Origin of the sequence: Kribbella hippodromi (genome assembly GCF_039531045.1) — a bacterium.
Classification (GTDB): Bacteria; Actinomycetota; Actinomycetes; order Propionibacteriales; family Kribbellaceae; genus Kribbella; species Kribbella hippodromi.
On the sequence record NZ_BAAAPH010000028.1, the window covers coordinates 72784 to 94829 of the forward strand.

Sequence of the window (22046 nt, forward strand, 5' to 3'; positions counted from 1 at the left end):
GGACCGCGCAGGCCGGGACCGCGCAGGCCGGGACCGCGCAGGCCGGGACCGCGCAGGCCGGGACCGCGCAGTCTGGGACCGCGCAGTCTGGGACGGCACTCGCCGGGACCGCACACTCTGGAATCCCGCAGTCCGGGGCTCCGCAAGCAGGAGACCCAGCGTCTGGCGCCCCAACCCCCGGCAACCCACACCTGGGCGTACCAGCATCTGACGGCTCCCACGCCGGAGGTCCTGCCGCTCACTCCGCCAGCCAAGCCCCGGCGGGCCCGGCGGCTGCAGGTCAAGTCCCCGGACCTTCGGGTGCAGGCGCCACCGACGGATCCGCAGTCGGTCAGGGCACACCAGGCGCAGACTCTTCCGCCCCAGGCGACCACGGCGCCACCGGCGCAGCCTCACCCAACGCGGGTGCCCCCGGCGCAGGCACTCCTAACGCGGGTGCTGTCGGGACAGGCTCTCCTAACGCGGGTGCCGTCGGGGCAGGTGCCGCCGGTGCGGGTGCTCCCGGCGCTGGTGGTGCAGGTGCTGCCGGGGTAGGCGGTCCGGGTGCGAGCCAGGCTGGTGTTGGCGGTCCGGGTGCGGCCGGGGCTGGTACCGGTGGCTCGCTTGGTGCGGGCGATGGCTTCACCGGTGACGGTGCCGCAAGAGGTGCTGCTGGTTCGGCGATGGGCAGTGCCGGGGCGGACGGCTCAGGCGCGTACGCGGCAGGTGCTGGCGTCGCGGCGACTGCTGGCAGTAAGACGGATGTGAGCGCTGCGCCGGGTTCCAGCGGTGGTGCTGGGGCTCGGGGTGGCGCGCGCAGTGGGCAGTGGGGGGATGAGGCCGGGGCGCCGGTTGATTTGCGGGAGCCGCCGGACTCTGAGTACGACGTACCGCCGGAGTCCGATCCGTGGGAGAACGGAGGCGCCGCACCTTCCGGTCGAGGCAACGGGAATCAGCAGGCGTCGCCCCGGACCCCAACCAGCACCGGGACCGCGACTGGGTTCGGCGCGGGGACTGGGGCTCGGGGTGAGGCGGGGGATCGGCGGGCTCGGGCTGCTAGTAAGCGGCGGGCGGCGGAGGCTGCTGTTGCGGCTGAGCAGGCGCGGCAGGCGGCTGTGGTGTCGCGTCCGCCGGACGTACCGCTGACGCCGGAAGAGGAAGCTGCCTCGATCGGGGAGGACGACGTCGTGCTCGAAGACGACTTCCGGACTCACACGGATCTACTCCGAGAAACCCTCGGCGCCCAGCTCCTCACCGAAGAACCCAACTAACCCCACCTCGCTCACACTGCGACGCCTGGCCAACCGGCACCCACGAGAGTTGACACACGAGTGGATATCCACTGGTGTGGTGGGTTCTCCACCCGTACACCAGTGGAGAACCCACAAGACCAGTGGAGAACCCGCAGCACCATCGGAGAACCGGCACCACCAGTGGATGTCCGGGTCTTGTGCTTGGTGTGGGTCAGGTTCGGGCGGGAGGGGTGGTCTGCAGCTGCCGGCGGTGAGTGTGGAGAGAACCCATGACATGAGTGGGTATCCGGACAGCCCTCAAGGCGTGGTCGAGTCTTCCGGTGGAGCGTGAACGGTCCGTGGAGGGTGTGGACACCTGCTCAGCTGTTCACGGCCCCCGCCGAGTGTTCACGGCCCGGCAGTTGCCCGCGCTCCGGAGGCACCGACCTGCAACCGCGACTGTGCTCGGCCGTGCTCGCATCGGGCGATCGGCAGTTCGACAGGTAGTGCACCCCTGAGACGCCGTACATCCCGACCCCTTCACGCTCAAGTGCACTACCCACTCAACGCACACCTCCTGTCGACCCGCACACGCCGGGGCCCTTTCTGGTGCGAGCAGGAACACAGGGCTCCACCAGCGCCCTGGCGAGGAGCGGGCTGGGTTTTCCACAGGGGGTGGGGGAGGGGTGTGGAGAAGTGGAGGGTGGGGTCCACGGGGATGGGGTGGGTGTGGATGGGGGTTTCCACAGGGTTGTGGATAAGTTTGGGGAGAACGGTCGGTTTCTTGGGGGCTGGTGGGGTTGTCGGGGGGACCGGCTAGTGTTGAGGTTCCGGCTGTAGGTGGGTTTCGAGCGGTTGGGACGAGGAGATCGCGGTGTTCGACGGTGGCGGTGCTGGGGGCTTCGACATGTCCAATCTGCTTGCGCAGGCGCAGGCGATGCAGAACCAGCTGATGGAAGCTCAGGCTGATCTCGAGGAGCAGGAGATCGAGGGGTCGGCCGGGGGTGGGCTGGTGACGGCGCTGGTGTCGGGGACTGGGGAGCTGCTCAGCCTGACCATCAAGAAGGAAGCCGTGGACCCGGACGACACCGAGACGCTGGCCGATCTGGTCGTGGCGGCGGTGCGGGACGCTTCCGAGAACGCGAAGCAGGCTGCTGCTGCCGCGATGGGGCCGCTCGCCGGTGGGCTGGGTGGTGCGTTCGGGGGCGAAGGTGGCATCCCGGGGTTCGGAGCGCCGGCTGGGTTCGGTGGCGGGGGTTCCGCGCCGGCTGGGTTCGGGCTGCCGAGTGCGACGCCGCCGGCGGTCGAGTCAGGCGACGAGGACGCGCCGGGCAGCGAGCCCAACGGCCGTGACGGTGGACAGCCGGGCAGTGACACCACCGGTGGCAGCCAGCCGCGCGACGAGGCCCGCGACGGCGGGCAGTCCGCCGGGGCGCAGGCGGATGGTGCACGGCCGGGCGAGGCGCGGCTTGGTGGCGGTGCGGCCGGCGACGGCTCCGGTGCGGGTCGGGCGACCGGCAGGTCCGGTGCGGCCGGGGATGCGGGTAGTGGTCGGGGGGTCGGGTTTGTCAACCCGGGGAGTGGGGCCGGCGACTCCGGTCAGAACCCGGGCTGACGTGTACGAGGGGGCCGTTCAGGATCTCATCGACGAGTTGGGGCGGTTGCCCGGGGTGGGGCCGAAGTCCGCGCAGCGGATCGCGTTCCATCTGCTCGCGGCGGACGAGACCGATGTCCGGCGGCTGGCGCATGTGCTCGTGCAGGTCAAGGAGAAGGTCAAGTTCTGCGAGATCTGCGGCAACGTGTCGGAGGAGACGCAGTGCCGGATCTGCCGCGACCCGCGCCGGGACCTGTCGCTGATCTGCGTGGTCGAAGAGGCCAAGGACGTGGTCGCGATCGAGCGTACTCGCGAGTTCCGCGGCCGCTATCACGTACTCGGCGGGGCGATCTCGCCGATCGAGGGGATCGGGCCGGACGAGCTGCGGATCAAGGAACTGATGCAGCGGCTGGCCAGCGGCGAGGTGACCGAGATCATTCTCGCCACCGATCCAAACCTGGAGGGTGAGGCGACGGCGACGTACCTGAGCCGGCTGCTCCGGCCCATGGGCTTGCGCGTGACCCGATTGGCTAGTGGACTTCCTGTAGGCGGTGACCTCGAGTACGCCGACGAGGTCACACTCGGACGGGCGTTTGAAGGGCGACGATCGATCGATGACTGAACCAACCGATATTGCGGAGCGGGCGCTGGGCACCGACTCCGAGGACCTGACCGAGTTCGCCGAGCAGATCGCCGACCAGGTCCGGAGCTTCCTGATCTCGGTGCGCGACATCGCCGCGCAGCCGGACGAGGACGGGGTCGACGAAGGCCTCGCCTCGCTGCCGTACCTGCTGCTCGAGGTCAGCCAGCTGCTGCTCGCGGGCGGCCGGCTGGGCGCCTTCGAGGACTTCGTCCCGGAGGAGCGGTTCGAGAGCGACGCCGGTCCGGACCCGGATCTGGACGCGATGCGCGCCCGGCTGGCGGTGCTGTTCGAGGGCCTCGACGAGTACGCCGAGGTGTTCGATCCGTATGCCGCGCCGCCGGAGATCACCGTCAACCGGCTCTCCGACGACCTGACCGCGATCGCGACCGACCTGGTCCACGGCCTCGCGCACTACGAGGACGGCCGGGTTGTCGAGGCACTGTGGTGGTGGCAGTTCTCGTACGTGTCCACTTGGGGTGCCGCGGCGAGTGCGGTACTGCGCGCGATCCAGTCCTTGATCGCACATGACCGGCTCGAGCCGGCCCATGACGCCGAGACCGAGGCAACCGACCGCGAGCTCGTCGAGGTAGCCGAAGAAGCCGTCCAGCGCCGCTAGTCCGGGAGCATGGGCATCTGGAGGCCCTGGTCTTTGCCGAGCAGCACGCCGCGGGTGATCGCGTTCGTGCCGAACTTGTCCTTGACCAGGTCCAGGGCGCTGTCGAGTTCGTTGTTGGCGGCCTTGTCGAACGGGAGGGCGAGCTGGATCGCCGCCTCGGTCTGCAGGTTGCCGACCGAGATGCCGATCATGGTCAGGCCCTGGGCTTCGATCAGCGGCTGCGCGGTCCGCAGCAAGGTGCGCGCGGTGTGCAGGATCGCCCGCGTCTGATCGGTTGCCTCTGGCAACGTATGCGACCGGGTGGCCCGGCTGAAGTCGTCGAACCGCAGCCGCAGCGTCACCGTCCGCCCGGAGCGACTGGCGCTGCGCATCCGCCGGCTGACCCGGTCGACCAAACCGGCCAGCACCGCGTCCAGGGTCGCGGGTGACTTCGGTGAACGCCCCAGCGCGCGTTGCGAACCGATCGAACGGCGCCGCCGCCCGACCTCGATCGGGCGCGGATCCCGGTTGTGCGCGAGCGCGTGCAGGTGCCGCCCCGACGCGCGCCCGAGGATCGACACCAGTGCCGCCTCGGGCATCATCGCGACGTCGCCCACCTTGGTCAGCCCGCGGCTCCGGAGTTTCTCCGCCGTCACCTCGCCGACGCCCCACAGTCGCGAAACGTCCAACGGATGAAGGAAATCCAGCTCCCGGTCCGGCGCGACCTCGAGCAGGCCGTTCGGCTTCGCGACGCCGCTGGCCACCTTGGCCAGGAACTTCGTCCGCGCCACCCCGACCGTGATCGGCAGCCCGACCCGGGACAGCACCTCCGCGCGCAGCCGCTGCGCGATCTCGACCGGCGTCCCACGGATCTTCCACAGGCCGCCCACATCCAGGAACGCCTCGTCGATCGACAGCCCCTCGACCAGTGGGGTGGTGTCCTCGAAGACTTTGAACACCGCTTTGCTGGCCTCGGAGTACGCCGACATGCGCGGGTCGACCACGATCGCGCCGGGGCAGCGGCGCAACGCCTGGCCGCCGCTCATCGCGGTCCGGACGCCGAACGCCTTGGCCTCGTAGCTGCAGGCAAGCACCACGCCGGCGCCGACGATCACCGGCCGGCCACGCAGGCGCGGGTCGTCCCGCTGCTCGACCGACGCGTAGAACGCGTCCAGATCAGCATGCAGGATGGTCGCTCCGCCGGAACCGGGCACGAACACATGTTCGCATACACCGCCGACAAAAAGACCGCCGAAACGAGATAGGGATTTTTCCGGAGGCGGCGCGCGCGGCGGTCAGGAGAGAATGCGGCTCATGGACCTGTCGGCGTACCGCGATCTCTGGAAGACCCACGGCGTGATGGCCCTGCTGGCCTCCGCGCTGATCGCGCGGCTACCGGTGATGGCGACCATGGTCCCGCTGGCCTTCCTGGCCAAGGACGCCGCCGGAAACTTCGGCTGGGCCGGCGTGGTTGCCGGTGCCTACTCGGTCGGTACGGCGATCGCCAGCGTGGTTTGGTCCCGGATGGCCGACCGGCGAGGCGCCCGCAAGGTCGTCATCGGTACGGGTATGGCCTGGGGCGTCTGGATGGCCGTACTCGCACTACTGCCCTACAGCTGGTACCGGCTGCTCCCTGTCGCTGCCCTACTCGCCGGAGCGTTCGTCGCGCCGGTCACCTCCGCGCTACGGGCGAACTGGCCGCGGCTGGTGCACGGCTCCAAGCTCCGAGCGGTGTACTCACTCGACGCCACCGCGCAGGAGCTGCTCTTCGTCTTCGGTCCGCTGATCGGCGCGATCATCGTCAGTTTCGCCAGCCCACGGGCCGGTCTGCTCGCTTGCGCGATCACGGCGGCCGGCGCGATTTGGTGGTTCGGTCTGAACCAGCAGCCCGCCGTACCGCATGATGCCTCCGCCGGTCCGCGCCCTACTGCCTGGCAGCTGATCTTCCACCCGCACCGGACGCCGATCCTGCTTGCCTGGGCCTGTCTGGTGATGGGCTTCGCGTCGATGTCGCTCGGCATGGTTGCGGTTGCCGATGAGCACGGCAACCGGCTGATCGCGGGCATCCTCGAAACGGTCGCGGCGGCGGGCAGTGTGACCGGTGGAGTGGTTGCCGGAGCGCTGCCTGGCCGGCGTACGTCGGCGGTGTGGCGCCGGATGCTGGTGCTCTCCGGACTGGTCGTGCTGTGCATCTTCGTCACGTCGTCGGTAGTCGCGCTGGCGATCGCCATGTTCGCCACCGGTTGCATGATCGCCCCGACGATCGCGGCCATCTACGAGCGGATCGGTGCGTTGACGCCGACGTCCGCGCACGCCGAGATCTTCGGCTGGGCGCAGAGCGGTGGAATGGTCGGGTCCGCGATCGGCTCCGCTGTCGCTGGTGCGGCCGTGGAAGCGGGCGGAGTGCGCTACGCGTGGGTCCTGACGGCCGGTCTCTCGGTACTGGCCACTCTGTCCCTGCTCCGCGTACCACCCCACCGGCCGGCCGAGACCAGTGCGGTCGAGGGGGCTGCGGTTGCCGCGTAGCGGACGCGATAGTTCGCCTCCAGTACGCCGCCGTCGCGGGCGCACATGGAGATCAGCCGGAGCGGGCGGCGGTCCAGCAGTACGCCTCGTCCCGCTGCGACCGGGTGGATGAGCAGGGAGAACTCGTCGATCAACCGCCAGCGCAGGAGCGATCGGACCAGCCCCAGGCTGCCGACGACGTGGAGGTCCTCGCCCGGAATCGACTTCAGCGCGGTCAGTACGCGACGGGTCTCGCCGTGCAGCAGCTCGATCCCCGGACGCACGCTGACCGGTCGGGAGGCGATCACCAGCGTCCGGCCGCCGGCAAGGTCGAGTGCGTCCAAGTACCGCTCGTACGTCTGCCGTCCGAGCACCACGGTCCCGGTGCCGGCCGGCAACTGCCCGAGCCCACCCCGAGGCAACCACCGCTCCGGCCGCTCGACGATCCCGTCCTCGGACATGCACAGCCGCACCACAAGGTTCCGCATAACCAAACCCCCTTTAGCGGGGGTCTGAGGACCCTGCGCCTACTGCGGGGCACTCGGCACGGCAGCTCGCCGCACGGGAGGAAAGGCCACGATGAAACCACATCGAGGCCTCCCCTCCCGCACGCCGAGCTACCGCACCGAGCACCTCCTCGCTACGGCGCAGGGTCCTCAGACCCCCTCTGAGTTCTACCAACCCAGATGCAGCCGGCGGGCGGAAGGTTTCAGTCCTTGGTGCGGCGGCCGCGGTGGAGTTCGGTTTCGAGGGCGTCGAGGCGGTTCGTCCAGAACTTGCGATACCGGTCCAGCCAGGTATCGATCTCGCGCAGCGGGCCGGGGTCGACCGCGTACAGCCGCCGGGTGCCGTCGACCGTGACGGTCGCGAAGCCGTTGTCGCGCAGCACCCGCAGATGCTGGGAGACGGCCGGCTGGCTGATGCCGAACTCGGCACCGATCGTGCCGGCGATACTGCCGGCCGGGAGCTCGCCCTCGGACAGCAGTTCCAGGATCCGGCGGCGGACGGGATCGCCGAGAATGTCGAACGCATGCACCCGGCCATTATTTCAGCGAAGACTTATATGAACAAGTGGCCGAACGGTTTCCGGCCGCCGCCGACCCGGGCCGGGGAACCTTCCGGCCGGTCCGCCGATCCACCGGACGGTCCGCCCGGGTGCTGGTCAGCCGGTAGGCAACGGGCAGGTCACGGCTAGAATGACCGCAGAGACTACGCCTGGTGCAACGCCGCACGGCGTACCGCAACCAGTGGTTTGAGGAGACAGAGCTGTGGGACGCGTCGTACACAAGTACGGCGGTTCTTCGGTCGCCGACGCCGATTGCATCAAGCGCGTGGCCCAACGGATCGTCGCGACAAAGAAGGCCGGCAACGACGTGGTGGTCGTCATTTCCGCCATGGGTGACACCACCGACGAATTGATGGACCTGGCCCAGCAGGTCTCCCCGCTGCCGCCGCCGCGGGAACTCGACATGCTGCTCACCTCGGGTGAGCGGATCTCCGCCGCGCTGCTGGCGATGGCGATCGCGAACCTGGGGTACGAGGCGCGCAGCTTCACCGGCTCGCAGGCCGGCGTGATCACCACCTCGGCGCACGGCAACGCCCGGATCATCGACATCACCCCGGGCCGGATCGAGGACGCCCTGGGTGCCGGGTACGTCGCGATCGTGGCCGGTTTCCAGGGCGTGGCGCAGGACACCAAGGACATCACCACGATGGGCCGCGGCGCCTCCGACACCACCGCGGTCGCGCTGGCCGCGGCGATCGAGGCGGACTACTGCGAGATCTACACCGACGTGGACGGCATCTTCACCGCGGACCCGCGGATCGTGCCGGCCGCCAAGCAGATCCCGAAGATCTCCTACGAGGAGATGCTCGAGATGGCCGCCTGCGGCGCGAAGGTGCTGCACCTGCGCTGCGTCGAGTACGCGCGGCGCTACAACGTACCGGTTCACGTGCGTTCCTCCTTCTCGCAGAAGGAAGGCACCTGGGTCGTCGATGCGAAGGAACTGGATCAGATGGAACAGGCGATCATCTCCGGCGTGGCCCACGACCGTGGCGAGGCCAAAATCACCGTGGTCGGAGTGCCGGACAAGCCGGGTGAGGCGGCCCGGATCTTCGAGACCGTTGCCGGTGCCGAGACCAACATCGACATGATCGTGCAGAACGTGTCGGCGGTGGCGACGAACCGGACCGACATCTCGTTCACGCTGCCCCGCGCCGACGGCGCCCGGGCGATGTCCGCGCTGGCCCGGATGAAGGACGAGGTCGGCTACGAGCAGTTGCTGTACGACGACCAGATCGGCAAGGTCTCGGTGGTCGGTGTCGGAATGCGCTCGCACCCGGGCGTTTCGGCGAAGTTCTTCTCCGCGCTGGCCGACGCCGGCGTGAACATCGAGATGATCTCCACCTCGGAGATCCGGATCTCGGTGGTGGTGGACGAAAACCTGGTGGATGCTGCCGTGACCGCGGCGCACACCGCATTCGATCTGGACGACGAGCACACCCAGGCCGTCGTGTACGGAGGAACTGGACGGTGACCGCTGTGAGCGCTGTGGACAACACGATCGAGGACCGGGCGGGGCTGCCATCGCTGGCGGTGGTCGGCGCCACCGGTGCGGTCGGGTCGGTGATGCTGACCCTGCTCTCGACCCGGCAGAACGTCTGGGGAGAGATCCGGCTGATCGCGTCCGAGCGCTCCGCGGGCAAGCGGCTGAAGGTCCGCGGCGAAGAGGTCGAGGTGGTCGCGATCAGCGCGGACGCCTTCGACGGTATCGACGTGGCGATGTTCGACGTACCCGACGAGGTGTCCTTGGAGTGGGCGCCGGTCGCGGCCGCGAAGGGCGCGGTCGTGGTGGACAACTCGGGCGCGTTCCGGATGGACCCGGACGTACCCCTGGTGGTCCCCGAGGTGAACGCCGAGGCGGCCCGGAACCGGCCGAAGGGCATCATCTCGAACCCGAACTGCACGACCCTGTCGATGATCGTCGCGATGGGCGCGCTGCACCACCGGTACGAGCTCGAGCAGCTGGTGGTCGCCTCGTACCAGGCCGCATCCGGGGCCGGACAGTCCGGGATCGACGCGCTCTACGACCAGCTCGCGAAGGTGGCCGGCAACCGGGAGCTCGGCAGCTCGCCGGGTGACGTGCGGCGGGTGGTCGGCAACGATCTCGGCCCGTTCGCCGCGCCGCTGGCGCTGAACGTGGTGCCGTGGGCCGGTTCGCTCAAGGACGACGGCTGGTCGTCGGAGGAGCTGAAGGTACGCAACGAGTCGCGGAAGATCCTTGGGCTGCCGGACCTGAAGGTGTCCGCGACCTGTGTACGGGTTCCGGTCGTCACCACGCACTCGCTGTCGGTGCACGCGCGGTTCGTGCAGGAGGTCGACGCGGACGGCGCTCGTGAGGTACTGCGGGATGCTCCGGGCGTGCTGCTCTTCGACAACCCGGCCGAGGGCGAGTTCCCGACGCCGGCCGATGTGGTCGGCACCGATCCGACCTGGGTCGGGCGGATCCGCAAGTCCCTCGACGATCCGAACGCGCTGGAACTGTTCGTCTGCGGCGACAACCTGCGCAAGGGCGCGGCCCTCAACACCGCCCAGATCGCCGAGGTCGTGGCAAAGGAATTCATCCCAGCCCAGGCGTAGTTTTTAGGTCGCTTCTCGGGCAGCCGTGGTCAGGTCTGTGGTGTCGGGGAAGCGGCCTACTGGCGTGCGGCGGAGGAGTTCCGCGTGCAGGTGTGCGCAGTCGACCGGTGGGTCACTGGTGCAGGTCAGTAGGTGCCGCAGGTACTCCCGAGCCGCGGTCAGGTCGTCGATCCGGGCGTCCAGCGCCGCGATCTCCTCGTTCACCGTCCGCTGCCACCGCTCGCGTTCCACCGCCGCACCAACCACGATCGCGGTCTTGTCGAGCGGCATCAGCCCGACCACATGACACAAGTAGACGAACCCGATCAGCCGCAGTTCCTCGTCGCCGTACCGCCGGCGTCCGTCCGCGCCGCGGTCCGTCCCGAGCACGCCCTCACGTTCCCACCAGCGCAGCGTGGACGGCGCCACCTCGTACAGAGCCGCCGCCGGCCCGATCGGCACCGTTGACATGAAGGCGACTTTAGCATCGAAAGTTAGGGCAACCTAACTTCTCGATGAAAGGTGCCCTGTGCTCGACACCACCACAGCCCGGCATCGTACGGCGGTCGTGGCGATGTACCTGACCACGTTCATGGTCATCCTGGACGTCAACGTCGTCATCACAGCACTGCCGTCACTGCAGACAGATCTGCACACCACACCGGCAACCGTGCAGTGGGTCATAGGTGCGTACACACTCTGCCTGGCAACGCTGTCGCTGTCCGCCGGAGCACTCGGCGACCGGTACGGACGCAAGCGGATGTACTTGGGCGGCGTGGCGCTCTTCGTGGCCGGCTCGGCGGCCTGTGGGTTTGCGGCGAGTGCAGGACTGCTACTGACCGGCCGGTTCGTCCAGGGCATCGGTGCGGCGATCGCCTTGCCCGCAACGCTTTCCCTGCTCGCGCAGACCTTCCACGAGCCGCGGGAGCGCGGCCGGATCATCGCCGGTGCGGCGATGGCCGGCGGTCTGGCCGGTGTGGTCGGGCCGACTGTCGGCGGTTTGCTGATCGCACTGGCCGGCTGGCAGGCGATCTTCCTCGTCAACGTGCCGATCGGCGCAGTGATCCTCTGGATGGCGGCCCGCAGCCTGAGTGAGTCAGCTGACCCGGAGCATGCGTCGCTGGACCTCCCCGGTCAGCTGCTCGGCATTGCCTGGCTCGGGGCGCTGTCGTTGGGGCTGATCAACTCAGGCACATCCGGTTGGTCCGCGTACACCCTTGTACCGCTGGTGATCGCAGCAGTCTGCTTGATCGCCTTCATCGTGGTGGAGCTGCGGCAGGAGGCCCCGATGCTTCCACTGCGCTGGTTCGGTTCAGCCCGGTTCGCCGTACCGAACCTGGCTGCCTTCATGCTCGGCTTCACCGCGTTCACCTTGGTCACGCTGTTCCCGTCGTACCTGAAGTCGGATCGTAGCCATGTCGTTCTGTGAGCCAAGGAGTTGGTCTTGTGAGTTGTCTTCCTAAGACCGCTTGGCCTCCGACTTTACATCGCCGGTAAGTGGCTGCACAGGTCCGGTCCGGCCTGGCCGATCATCGCCGGGTACGTACTGCTCACCGCCGCCGCGCTGATGCTCTTCACCGAACAGCCGAGTACTGGCTTCGCAGAGACCGCACTGTTCGGCGTACTGCTGGGCTGCGGCGCCGGACTGGCCAATGCACCGACCAACTCCGCAGTGATTGATGCAGTAGGTCGACAGCGCAGCGGCACGGGCTCCGCGACCGTGAATGCAACCCGCCAGTCCGGTACGACGTTGGGCATCGCCGTACTGGGCAGTGTGATCGCATCCGCGCCTACGCACACTGTCGGACTGCACCGGATCGCTGGTGTCTCCGCAGCGATCGGACTGGCCTTGGCCGCGATCGTGACCGTCACGCGGCGCAAGGCCTTCTAATGCGCTGTTAGAGCCAGTTCTCCCGGGCGGCGTGCAGTGCGAGCTGGAAACGCGTGCTGGCGCCGGTGCGGTTCATCAGCCGCTCCAGGTAGCGGAAGAATGTCCGGCGGCTGATACCGAGCGTACGGGCGATGGTGTCGTCCGCCGCACCGGTCGCGAGTAGTGCCAGCAGGCGGCGCTCGATCGGCTCCAGCCGGTCGTCCTCCGCGCCGACCGACGCGTGCAGCGGAAGCGCATTGCGCCAGCACAGCTCGAACATGCCCATCAGGGCGGTCAGCAGACTGCTAGGACGGATGATCAGCAACGAGCGGTTCACGTCGGTGTCGCGCACCGACATCGACACGAACGCGATCGAGCCGTCGATGATCGTCAGCTTGGCCGGCACATCCGGGAGTACGCGTGCCTGCTCACCGGCTTCCACACAGGGCAGGATGTTCTCGGTCAGGTACCCGGGCACTTCGACCGACTCCGGTGAGTACACCACCCGGTACGAGACGCCGCGCTTCAGGTGGTCGATCTCCTCCTGGTTGGGGCCGCCGATGTAGTACGGCGGGGAGTCGATGGCCAGGATCTCGCGCTGGGCGCCGCTCTTGATCTGGCGGATCCGCTGCACGATCGCGGTCCCGGTGACCACCTCGATCAGGTGCGTGGTCGACTCGTTGTGCACGGTCCGGCGGAACTCGTCGTAGGCGTTCAGGACCTGGATGCGGGCCTGTTTCAGCTCGGACTCGCGCCGCAGCGTCATCGCTTCCAGGCCGGCGTCCGGCGGGACCGGCAGGTACCGGGAGTGGTCCGAGCCGGAGCGGCGGGCCAGGCCGGCCCGGACCAGGCCGCCGAGGGTGCTGTCGATCGGGCGGTCCCGGTCGGGAACCGCGTCGTCCAGTTCGGCGATCGACGCCGGACCGGTCCGCAGCAGGTGCTGGTAGACCTTGATCTCGTCGTCGTCGAGTCCGAGCACCTTCAAATGATCGGCACGCTCCGTGTCCGTTGGGCTCACAACTCTCCCCTCCCTTCCGAGTACTGTCACCGTCAGCTACCGTCCCTCCAGGTTAGAGGGGCCGAACCAGCGCCGTCGGCACGTTCCGTGTCGGCGTAGCTGCGGGCAGCAATATTTGTTGTCCTGTCAGCATTCTTGTGCCGTGTCACCATCTGGCCACCCTATTCGCGCGCCGCTGAGCGAGAATTGAGGTCCAGCAGCCCGGCGACGGACCACCTGAGCGCCGCCGGGCTGCTGTTCCAATTCTGGCGCGTGGTCCCAATTCTGACCTGTGCCGGCGATCCCGTCAGCAGGCCCGGTTTCGGTTGGGTCTCGATCCGGCGGATCGGTGCCCTCGCACTTCAGTGCCATCACCCACCGTGCCGGAGGGTGTACAAACTGTGGCATCTCTCTCATCGTGAGGCCGTGAGGAGGAGCGCCCGATGCGACCGGTCAAGCCCCGTGCCGCCGAACGCGCCGGCGCCGTCCCCAGCGCGCGGGCGTCTTTGCAGGGATCCCGTTGTGCGCTGTCCGTTGCCGGCCTCCGCGCGATGACCGCCGCCCTGGTCATCGTGCCGACCGATCCGGTGCGCGGCGCGTCCGTACCCGCCCAGCGCGGACGCCGTTCCCGGATCGACGGTGAACCCCAGGAGGTGCCGAACGGTGCTCCGTGGATGGTGAGGCTGTCCATGGGGAGCGCGGATGTGATGTTGCGTGTCACGTCCGCCGCCCGGCGCGCCCCGGCCAGGACGCACCCCCTGGGGTCCCACCGGTAACTCCCGTCACACCCAGGCGGCGCCGTCCGCGCCCCGGTGCGGCAGGTCACGTCAACTTCACCCCGGCGAGTAGCGTCGTACGTATGACTTGACGGCGATTTGACTCAGGACTTGTCTCCCAGTTCCGCGCCTACTGCGGGGCGCTCGGCACGGCACCTCGCCGCACGGGAGGAAAGGCCACGATGAAACCACATCGAGGCCTCCCCTCCCGCGCACCGAGCTACCGCACCGAGCACCTCCTCGCTACGGCGTGGAACTGGGAGACAAGCCCTAGCTGGAAGGCGTTTTGGCCGTCGCTGGCTGTCAAATGTATATTCCGGATAACGATCGGCGAAGGACGACGCAGGTGTTGTGGACGCAGCGGGGTACGACGTTTGGTAGCCGTCTGTACGTCGTTGCTCACTAAGGAGGACCGCTGTGTCGTCGGCGTACGAGCCGATCCGCTACTCTGCTTCCCGGTCTGCGTGGCACGCCGTTACCCCGGGCGGCATCCGCCGAAACCCAGGTGAGTCGGTCATCGTGGACCTTACTTTCCGGCAGAGAGAGGCATCGCCTGAATGAACGCGACTAGCGTCGACGAGGAGTTCAACCCGTCGGTGCACGTGTACGAACCGCACAAGGTCGGCCTGCCCGCGCTGCGCCCGTACTTCAAGGCGTTGTGGCAGCGACGGGAGTTCGCGGCGGAGATGTCCCGGACCAACATCCGGGGCGCGCACACGAACACCTTCTTCGGCCAGGTGTGGCTGGTGCTGAACCCACTGCTGCTGGCTTTGGTCTATTACCTGCTGGTCGACATCATCGCCGGTGGTGGGTCGAAGATCGACGCCGGCGAGCGGTTCGCACACATGTGCGGCGGTCTCTTCGCCTTTTACTACTTCTCCGGTGCGATGACGACCGGTGCGGCCAGTGTGGTCGGCGGCGGCAAGCTGCTGATGAACATGTCGTTCCCGCGGATGCTGCTCCCGCTGTCCGCGGTCCGGACGGCGTTCTTCCGCTTCCTGCCGACCCTCGTCGTGTACCTGATCATCCACCTGCTGATGGGACAGAAGCTGCGCTGGCCGATGCTGCTGGCGCCGGTCTTCCTGATCATGCTGACGGTCTTCGCGGCCGGCATGGGCATGGTCTTCGCGGCCCTGCAGGTGTACTTCCGGGACACCACCAGCTTCCTGCCGTACTTCGTCCGGATCTGGCTGTACATGTCGCCGGTGCTGTGGTTCGCGGAGCAGGCCCCGGCGAAGTTCAAGGGCTTCATCCAGTACAACCCGCTCTACCCGTTGATCGGGGGCTGGACCGACCTGCTGGTCCGCGGCGAGATCCCGAAGTGGCAGATGTGGGCCGGTGCCGGCATCTGGGCGCTGGTGGCTTTCGTGGTCGGCTCGTTGTTCTTCATGTCGAGGGAGCGTGAGTTCGTTGTCCGTCTCTGAGACCGAGAAGAAGCCGATGCAGAAGACCAGGTCCGGGATTCCGGCCGTCAAGGTCCAGGACGTCTCCATCACCTACCGGACCACGTTCGAGCGGGTGCCGACGTTCAAGAGCGCGATCGTCCGGCTCGGCCGCGGCGAGCGTGCGATCCGCGAGGTCAAGGCCGTCCAGAACGTGTCCTTCGACGTCGATCACGGCACCACCATCGGCATCATCGGTGCGAACGGGGCCGGCAAGTCGACGCTGATGCGTTCGGTGGCCGGCATCCTGCCGCCGACCTCCGGCCGGATCGAGGTGCACGGCCGGGTGTCCACCCTGCTGGCCCTCGGCGTCGGCTTCAATGCGGCCCTGTCCGGCAAGGAGAACGTCGTCCTCGGCGGCCTCGCCTCCGGCATGAGCCGCAAGGAGATCGAGGCCCGGTACGAGGAGATCGCCGACTTCGCGGAGCTCGGCGACTTCATGGAGATGCCGATGCGGACGTACTCGTCCGGCATGTTCAGCCGGCTGGCGTTCTCGGTCGCGGTGCACATGGATCCGGACATTCTCCTGATCGACGAGGCGCTGTCGGCCGGTGACGCGTCGTTCAAGACCAAGGCCGCGGCCAAGATGAACGAGCTGGTCAGCAACAGCCGGACGATGTTCCTGGTCAGCCACGCGATGAGCAGTGTCCGCGAGCTGTGCAACGACTGCATCTGGCTGCACAAGGGCGAGCTGATGATGCGCGGCGAGCCGAACGAGGTCATCCAGGCGTACACGAAGTTCCTGCAGGTCGGCGAAGCGGAATCCGTCTCACTCGAGGACCTCTGACCAATGTCACGCAGCACGGCGCCGGACGTGGGGATCATCACGACCGGTCACGACGTCGCCGACGCGCGCCTGCACAAGATCACCGCGGCCCTGCGGAACCACGACCTCCGGGTCGAGCTGTGGGGCCTCGGTGACGCCGCGGGCGGTCCGGCCGGCGCGGTCGTGCACGCCCGGCCGCGCGGCACGCTGGTGCGGCGGCTGGCCCGGACCGCCGTGCTGCCGTGGCGGACCAAGGCCAAGGTGGTGATGACGGTCGACCCGGACATGATCCCGATCACCCGCCTGGTCACCACGATCCGGCGCCGCAAGCTCGTCGTCGACGTCCATGAGGACTACGAGCGGCTGCTCGCCGATCGCGCCTGGGCGCAGGGTCCGGCCGGTCTTCCGGCCCGGCTGATCGTCCGGGCCGGCTCCAAGCTGGCCGCCGGCGCCGACCTGACCGTGGTCGCCGATTCACATCTGGCGCCACATCAGGCCAAGCACCGGCTGGTCGTACAGAACCTTCCAGACCTCGGTTTTCTCGCCCCGTCCCCGCCGACCGGCACACCACGCGCCGTGTACGTCGGGGATCTGCGTACCAGCCGTGGACTGTTCGACATGGTCGAAACCGTTGCCGGAGCGCCGGATTGGTCGCTCGACCTGGTCGGCCCGGTCGCGCAAGCGGACCGGGACCAGCTGGAGGACCGGATCGCCGAGCCCGAGCTGGCCGGCCGGGTCCGGCTGCACGGGCGGCAGCCACCGGCCGATGCCTGGCGGATCGCGCATGGCGCCTGGGCCAGCCTGGCCATGCTGCAACCCACGCCGGCGTTCGTGGAAGCGATGCCGTCCAAGATCTACGAGTACCTCGCCAGCGGGCTTCCCGTGCTGTCCACCCGGCTGCCCCGGCAGACCCGGGTGATCGAGGAGTCCGGTGGCGGAGTCCTGGTGGACTCGGTGGCCGAGGCATCCGGCATACTGCGGCGCTGGTCCGCCGATCCCGGCGAGCTGGAGAAGCTGCGCGACCACGCGCTGCAATGGGCGACCGACCATCTGGCCAAGAACACGCCCTACGACGACCTGGCCGACGCGATTCTCAACCTGCTAAGAGGCTCATCTCGATGAGAGGACGGGCATGACCGACCGCCCACACCTGCTGTACGTCGCCTGGGGCTTCCCGCCCTGCCGGGGTGGTGGTGTGTACCGGGCCCTGGCCACCGCCAACCGGTTCGCCGCGCTCGGCTGGAAGGTGACAGTGCTGACGGCCGACCGCGACACCTTCTTCCGTTTCACCGGCGCGGACCTGACCCTCGAGGAGCGGGTCGACCCGTCCGTCGAGGTGGTCCGGGTCCCGTTCGAGTGGCCGATCCTGGAAGCCGACCTGCGCAAGTGGTCCAAGCGCCGCGCGCAGAACCCGAAGGTCTGGAGCAAGTGGCGGACCAAGCAGGACCAGATCCCGTTCCCGGAGAGCGGGTACGGCCCGTGGCGGTCGGTGATCGAGAAGGCCGCCGAGCGCATCCACCAGGCGGACAAGGTCGACCTGACCGTCGCCACCGCGAACCCGCATGTCGCGTTCACCGCCGCCTACCACCTGCACAAGAAGTTCCAGGTGCCGTACGTGATGGACTACCGCGACGCGTGGCTGCTGGATGTCTTCACCGGTGACCGGCTGCACGAGCCGAACAGCCGGGCCGCGCGCTGGGAGAAGAAGCTGGTCGAGTCCGCTCGCGAGGTCTGGTTCGTGAACGACCCGATCAAGGAGTGGCACGAGAAGCTCTACCCGGCCCAGGCCGGCAAGATGCACACGGTCTCGAACGGCTTCGACCCGGATCTGGTGCCGGACACCCACGACCGCGGCCCGGTCACCGGCCGCCCGCTGGTCTTCGGGTATGTCGGCACGGTGTCGCCGAAGGTGCCGCTCGCGGACTTCGTCGAAGGCTGGAAGCTGGCCAAGGAACAGTCCGAGGAGCTGGCCGGCGCGAAGGCGAAGATCCACGGCTACCTCGGGTACTACGCGCAGCCGCGGGCCGACATGCTCGCGACGATCAACAGTGCGGCCGAGGCCGGGGTGTCGTACGAGGGACCGGTCGGCAAGGCGGAGATCGCCAAGGCGTACGACGAGTTCGACGCGCAGCTGCTGATGCTCGGCAAGGGACGGTACGTGACCAGCGGGAAGGTGTTCGAGTACCTGGCGACCGGGCTTCCGGTGGTGTCGGTGCACGACCCGGAGAACGCGGCGTCCGACGTACTGCGCGGGCATCCGCTGTGGTTCCCGGTCGCGGACGTGACGCCGGAGGCGATCGCGGCGGCGCTGATCGAGGCGGCGCATGCGGCGCGTACGGCGGACGAAGGGATTCGGGCGAAGGCGCGGGAGTTCGGCGCCTCGTACCGGCGGGATCTGCAGCTGGATCCGCGGATCACCTCGCTGGCTGCGTCGGTGGCGGGGGTGGCGGCGTGAGCACGGTCGTCCTGCTGTCCACGCGGCGGCTGCCGCCGACGTACTTCGACCAGGTCCGGGAGGACCTGGGCGATCAGAACATCACCATCGACGTGGTGGGGTGGGTCGCCCCGTCCGCGTGGGTGGCCGACAAGGTCAACAGTTTCACGCTGATCGGTCCCGGCCGGATGCCTGCCGAGCCGGTCGAGGTTGTCGAGGATGCGGCGGCGGAGGCAGCTGCCACGCCGGCGGCTCCCGCCGAGGAAAAGGCCGAAGAAGCTCAAGCCCCGGCTGCTCCGGCTGCTGCCAAGCCGGCGCCTGCTGCGGCGCCCAAGCCCCGGCCGACCGGGGCCAAGCGGGTTGTGAAGGCCGTGGAGTGGCGCGCCCGGCGAGCCAAGAAGGTGGCGGGGCGGGTTGTGCCCAAGGCCATCAAGACCTCGGCGCCGGTGAAGTTCCTGCGCGGACAGCGGGCGTCGAACGATCTCGGCAAGACCTACTGGGAACGCGTGCTGAGCCGGCGGGACGTGCTCACGACGATCGACCGTGCGGACGTGGTCGTGGCGCTGGACGCCGGTGCGATCTGGGCGGGCTGGAACCTCGGGCAGCGGAAGGCGAGTACCCCGGTGGTGCTCGGTCTGCCGGCCGCGCGGCGGGAGTTCGACCAGCTGAAGCTCGCGGCGAGCGCCGAGGGTTCCGGCAGGTAATGGGTGACACGACGGCGATGACGATCCGCGAGCACCTGCCCGCGCCGCTCGCCCGCACCGCCGGTGCGGTCCGGCGGCGGCTGCGCGGGCTGCGGTACTCGTACGCGCAGCTGCCGGCCTTCCCGTCGGCCGCGACGACGCCGGTGCGGATGCTGGCCGGCCCGACCAACTCCGCGGGGCAGGGGCACGCCTGGGCGCAAGCCGCCGGGACCCTGCCGGACGTCGACGCCGTCTCGTTCGCCCTGCACCGCAAGGGCCGTTTCCAGTTCGCCGAGGACTACGGCGTACCGCTGGCGTGGTTCGGGCAATCGCGCTGGCAGCGCGCCCAGCAGCAACACATTCTGACGAACTACACGCATGTGCTGGTCGAGTCGCTGCGCCCGCTGTTCGGCGCCCGCGGCTACCCGGACGCGGGCCCGGACATCGCGGCGATGCGCGACCGCGGCATCAACGTCGCGCTCGCCTTCCACGGCTCCGACATCCGTCTGCCCAGCCGGCACGCGAAGCGCGAGCAGTGGTCACCGTTCACTCCGGGCGACGAGCTGACCGACCGGCTCGAGACACAGGCCCGCCGACACGCCGAGCTGGTCGAGTCGCTCGGCCTGCCGGTCTTCGTTTCCACCGTCGACCTGCTCGAGGACGTACCGGACGCGACCTGGCTCCCGGTCGCGATCGACCCGGCTCCGTGGCAGCAAGCCGCCCGGCCGTTGTTCAGTACGGGCAAACCGGTCGTCGTGCACGTGCCGTCGAACGCGAAGCTCAAGGGCACCGAGGAGATCGACGCCGTCCTGACCGGCCTGCACGAGCGGGGCCTGGTCGAGTACCGGCGGATCACCGGCGTCCAGCACCAGGACATGCCGGCCGTGATCGGCGCCGCCGACCTCGTCGTCGATCAACTCCGGATCGGCCTGTACGGCGTGGCGGCCGCGGAGGCACTGGCGGCCGGGCGGATCGTGGTTTCGTACGTCGGTGACGCCGTGCGCGGGAAGGTGCGTAGTCTGACTGGGCGAGAGGTACCGATCGTCGAGGCGGATCCCGGCACCCTGGGTGAGGTCGTCACCGGTCTGATCGCCGATCGCGAGGCCGCCGCCGAGCGGGCAGCCGCCGGCCCCGGTTTCGTGGCCGAGCTGCACGACGGACGCCGCTCGGCCGAAGCATTGAGAACCTGGCTGATTTCGAAGGAGACCCTGTGACGGCCCGCATCGCGCCATCCGCCGACGTCGACGAGAGCGCCCGGATCGGCGCCGGTTCGTCGGTCTGGCACCTGGCCCAGATCCGTGAGAACGCGGTTCTCGGCGAGAACTGCATCATCGGCCGCGGCGCGTACGTCGGCACCGGGGTGCGGATGGGCGACAACTGCAAGATCCAGAACTACGCCCTGGTGTACGAGCCGGCGTCCCTCGAGGACGGCGTGTTCATCGGCCCGGCGGTGGTGCTCACCAACGACTACTTCCCGCGCGCGGTGAACCCGGACGGTTCGCCGAAGAGCGGGCACGACTGGGAACCGGTCGGGGTGACGATGAAGGAAGGCTGCTCGCTCGGTGCGCGCAGCGTGTGCGTGGCTCCGGTCACCATCGGCCGCTGGGCGACTGTCGCCGCCGGCGCGGTGGTGACCAAGGACGTGCCGGACTTCGCGCTGGTGGCCGGGGTTCCGGCCCGGCGGCTGAAGTGGGTCGGCAAGGCCGGAGTTCCACTGCTCGCCGTCGGTGACGGCGAGTGGAAGTGCCCGAACACGGGCGAGATGTACATCGAAACCGACGGACGGCTGCGGCCGGCCGGTGAATCAACGGAGGAGAACTGATGGTGCAGCCGATTCCGGCCGCGAAGCCGATCATCGGGAAGGAGGAGCGCGAAGCCGTCGACCGGGTGATGCAGTCCGGCATGCTGGCCCAGGGCCCCGAGGTGGCGGCGTTCGAGCAGGAGTTCGGCGCAGCGCTGGTCTCCGGCCGAGCCTGCGTCGCGACCAACTCGGGAACGTCCGGTCTGCACCTCGGCCTGCTGGCCGCCGGTGTCGGCCCGGGTGACGAGGTGATCGTCCCGTCCTTCACCTTCGCCGCGACCGCGAACAGCGTCGCGCTGACCGGCGCCACCCCGGTGTTCGTCGACATCGAGCCGACGTACTTCTGCCTGGACCCGAAGGCGGTCGAGGCGGCGATCACCGAGAAGACCAAGGCCGTCATGCCGGTGCACCTGTTCGGTCACCCGGCGAACATGACCGCGCTGCAGGAGATCGCCGACAAGCACGGCATCCAGATCTACGAGGACGCCGCGCAGGCGCACGGCGCGACCTGGAACGGTGCCCCGGTCGGTACCTTCGGCGAGTTCGCGATGTTCAGCCTGTACCCGACCAAGAACATGACGTCCGGCGAGGGCGGCATGAACTCGGTGTCGAACGCGGACCTCGAGCGCCGGATGCGGTTGTTCCGCAACCAGGGCATGCTCAAGCAGTACGAGAACGAGGTCGTCGGCCTGAACAACCGGATGACCGACCTGCACGCCGCGATCGGCCGCGTGCAGCTGACCAAGGTCGGCGGCTGGACCAAGCAGCGGCAGGAGAACGCGGCCTTCCTGGACGCGAACCTGGCCGGTGTCGGCGTCCCGGCCGTGGCCGCAGAGGCGTCGCACGTCTACCACCAGTACACGATCCGGGTGACCGAGGACCGGGACGGCTTCGCGAACGCGCTCCGGACCGAGTACGGCGTCGGCTGCGGCGTGTACTACCCGATCCCGAACCACCGGCTCCCGTCCTTCCAGCGTGAGCTGGACCTGCCGGAGACCGAGAAGGCCGCGGCCGAGGTGCTCTCGCTGCCGGTCCACCCCTCGCTGTCCGAGGACGACCTGAACCGGATCGTGGCCGCGGTGAACACCGTGGCGAAGGCGGGTGCGTGAG

General features: G+C 68.8%; 22 protein-coding genes. 17 read left to right on the plus strand and 5 right to left on the minus strand.

The annotated features are described in order from the left end of the window. The first annotated feature begins 662 nt into the window (after nt 1-662). The 4 genes from ABD260_RS32665 (at nt 663) to ABD260_RS32680 (ending at nt 4064) form a co-directional block, all read left to right on the plus strand. Complete coding sequence (locus ABD260_RS32665; protein ID WP_344239907.1) at nt 663-1250, plus strand: hypothetical protein; 588 nt, start codon at nt 663-665, stop codon at nt 1248-1250. A gap of 835 nt (nt 1251-2085) precedes the next feature. Then, nucleotides 2086-2826, plus strand: a complete 741-nt coding sequence (locus ABD260_RS32670) for a YbaB/EbfC family nucleoid-associated protein (protein ID WP_344239909.1) — start codon at nt 2086-2088, stop codon at nt 2824-2826. A gap of 1 nt (nt 2827) precedes the next feature. Beyond that, nucleotides 2828-3427, plus strand: a complete 600-nt coding sequence (recR, locus tag ABD260_RS32675) for a recombination mediator RecR (RefSeq protein ID WP_131292783.1) — start codon at nt 2828-2830, stop codon at nt 3425-3427. Continuing rightward, the gene (locus ABD260_RS32680) at nt 3420-4064 is read left to right on the plus strand and encodes a DUF5063 domain-containing protein (protein WP_184838002.1); all 645 of its coding nucleotides are present in this window, start codon (nt 3420-3422) and stop codon (nt 4062-4064) included. Before recR ends, ABD260_RS32680 begins: the two co-directional genes overlap by 8 nt. Here ABD260_RS32680 and dinB read toward each other — a convergent pair. Continuing rightward, nucleotides 4061-5257 (minus strand): DNA polymerase IV, encoded by a 1197-nt coding sequence (gene dinB, locus ABD260_RS32685; protein WP_344239913.1) that lies wholly within the window; start codon nt 5255-5257, stop codon nt 4061-4063. The two genes, ABD260_RS32680 and dinB, sit on opposite strands and share 4 nt — an antisense overlap. A gap of 100 nt (nt 5258-5357) precedes the next feature. Here dinB and ABD260_RS32690 point away from each other — a divergent pair, with 100 nt between their 5' ends. After that, nucleotides 5358-6569, plus strand: coding sequence for an MFS transporter (locus ABD260_RS32690; RefSeq protein WP_344239915.1), 1212 nt, complete (start codon nt 5358-5360; stop codon nt 6567-6569). On the opposite strand, the gene ABD260_RS32695 is transcribed toward ABD260_RS32690, so the two are convergent. Together ABD260_RS32695 and ABD260_RS32700 are read right to left on the minus strand one after the other, a co-directional pair. Further along, complete coding sequence (locus tag ABD260_RS32695; RefSeq protein ID WP_344239917.1) at nt 6452-7036, minus strand: dihydrofolate reductase family protein; 585 nt, start codon at nt 7034-7036, stop codon at nt 6452-6454. The two genes, ABD260_RS32690 and ABD260_RS32695, sit on opposite strands and share 118 nt — an antisense overlap. Nucleotides 7037-7257: 221 nt before the next feature. After that, complete coding sequence (locus ABD260_RS32700) at nt 7258-7584, minus strand: ArsR/SmtB family transcription factor (RefSeq protein ID WP_344239919.1); 327 nt, start codon at nt 7582-7584, stop codon at nt 7258-7260. Nucleotides 7585-7816: 232 nt separating this feature from the next. Between ABD260_RS32700 and ABD260_RS32705 the strand changes: the two genes are divergently transcribed. Then, nucleotides 7817-9085 carry an aspartate kinase gene (locus ABD260_RS32705; RefSeq protein WP_344239921.1) on the plus strand — a complete coding sequence of 423 codons (1269 nt, stop codon included), beginning with the start codon at nt 7817-7819 and terminating at the stop codon, nt 9083-9085. Beyond that, a complete protein-coding gene (locus ABD260_RS32710) occupies nt 9082-10188 on the plus strand; it encodes an aspartate-semialdehyde dehydrogenase (protein ID WP_344239923.1) in 1107 nt (368 codons plus the stop codon). Before ABD260_RS32705 ends, ABD260_RS32710 begins: the two co-directional genes overlap by 4 nt. 3 nt (nt 10189-10191) lie before the next feature. Here the strand turns inward: ABD260_RS32710 and ABD260_RS32715 are convergent, their stop codons facing one another. Next, nucleotides 10192-10638 (minus strand): helix-turn-helix domain-containing protein, encoded by a 447-nt coding sequence (locus ABD260_RS32715; RefSeq protein WP_344239925.1) that lies wholly within the window; start codon nt 10636-10638, stop codon nt 10192-10194. Between the two features lie 1060 nt (nt 10639-11698). On the opposite strand from ABD260_RS32715, the gene ABD260_RS32725 reads away from it, so the two are divergent. Further along, nucleotides 11699-12058: an MFS transporter gene (locus ABD260_RS32725; protein ID WP_344239961.1), complete on the plus strand. Its 360-nt coding sequence runs from the start codon at nt 11699-11701 to the stop codon at nt 12056-12058. Nucleotides 12059-12065: 7 nt separating this feature from the next. On the opposite strand, the gene ABD260_RS32730 is transcribed toward ABD260_RS32725, so the two are convergent. Beyond that, nucleotides 12066-13055, minus strand: coding sequence for a helix-turn-helix domain-containing protein (locus ABD260_RS32730; protein ID WP_344239929.1), 990 nt, complete (start codon nt 13053-13055; stop codon nt 12066-12068). 422 nt (nt 13056-13477) lie between these two features. On the opposite strand from ABD260_RS32730, the gene ABD260_RS32735 reads away from it, so the two are divergent. The 9 genes from ABD260_RS32735 (at nt 13478) to ABD260_RS32775 (ending at nt 22045) form a co-directional block, all read left to right on the plus strand. After that, nucleotides 13478-13810 (plus strand): hypothetical protein, encoded by a 333-nt coding sequence (locus tag ABD260_RS32735; protein WP_344239931.1) that lies wholly within the window; start codon nt 13478-13480, stop codon nt 13808-13810. A 557-nt stretch (nt 13811-14367) separates the two neighbouring features. After that, on the plus strand, nt 14368-15234 hold the full coding sequence (locus ABD260_RS32740) for an ABC transporter permease (RefSeq protein WP_344239933.1): 867 nt from the start codon (nt 14368-14370) through the stop codon (nt 15232-15234). Continuing rightward, nucleotides 15221-16039 carry an ABC transporter ATP-binding protein gene (locus ABD260_RS32745; RefSeq protein ID WP_344239935.1) on the plus strand — a complete coding sequence of 273 codons (819 nt, stop codon included), beginning with the start codon at nt 15221-15223 and terminating at the stop codon, nt 16037-16039. The genes ABD260_RS32740 and ABD260_RS32745 overlap by 14 nt, the downstream gene beginning before the upstream one ends. Nucleotides 16040-16042: 3 nt before the next feature. Next, on the plus strand, nt 16043-17140 hold the full coding sequence (locus ABD260_RS32750; RefSeq protein ID WP_344239937.1) for a glycosyltransferase: 1098 nt from the start codon (nt 16043-16045) through the stop codon (nt 17138-17140). A gap of 10 nt (nt 17141-17150) precedes the next feature. Then, nucleotides 17151-18473 (plus strand): glycosyltransferase, encoded by a 1323-nt coding sequence (locus ABD260_RS32755; protein ID WP_344239939.1) that lies wholly within the window; start codon nt 17151-17153, stop codon nt 18471-18473. Further along, nucleotides 18470-19156 carry a hypothetical protein gene (locus tag ABD260_RS32760; RefSeq protein WP_344239941.1) on the plus strand — a complete coding sequence of 229 codons (687 nt, stop codon included), beginning with the start codon at nt 18470-18472 and terminating at the stop codon, nt 19154-19156. Before ABD260_RS32755 ends, ABD260_RS32760 begins: the two co-directional genes overlap by 4 nt. After that, nucleotides 19156-20349, plus strand: a complete 1194-nt coding sequence (locus ABD260_RS32765) for a hypothetical protein (RefSeq protein ID WP_344239943.1) — start codon at nt 19156-19158, stop codon at nt 20347-20349. The genes ABD260_RS32760 and ABD260_RS32765 overlap by 1 nt, the downstream gene beginning before the upstream one ends. Next, nucleotides 20346-20957: an acyltransferase gene (locus ABD260_RS32770; RefSeq protein WP_425553451.1), complete on the plus strand. Its 612-nt coding sequence runs from the start codon at nt 20346-20348 to the stop codon at nt 20955-20957. The genes ABD260_RS32765 and ABD260_RS32770 overlap by 4 nt, the downstream gene beginning before the upstream one ends. Continuing rightward, nucleotides 20954-22045, plus strand: coding sequence for a DegT/DnrJ/EryC1/StrS family aminotransferase (locus ABD260_RS32775; protein WP_344239965.1), 1092 nt, complete (start codon nt 20954-20956; stop codon nt 22043-22045). Before ABD260_RS32770 ends, ABD260_RS32775 begins: the two co-directional genes overlap by 4 nt. The last annotated feature ends 1 nt before the right edge of the window (nt 22046 follow it).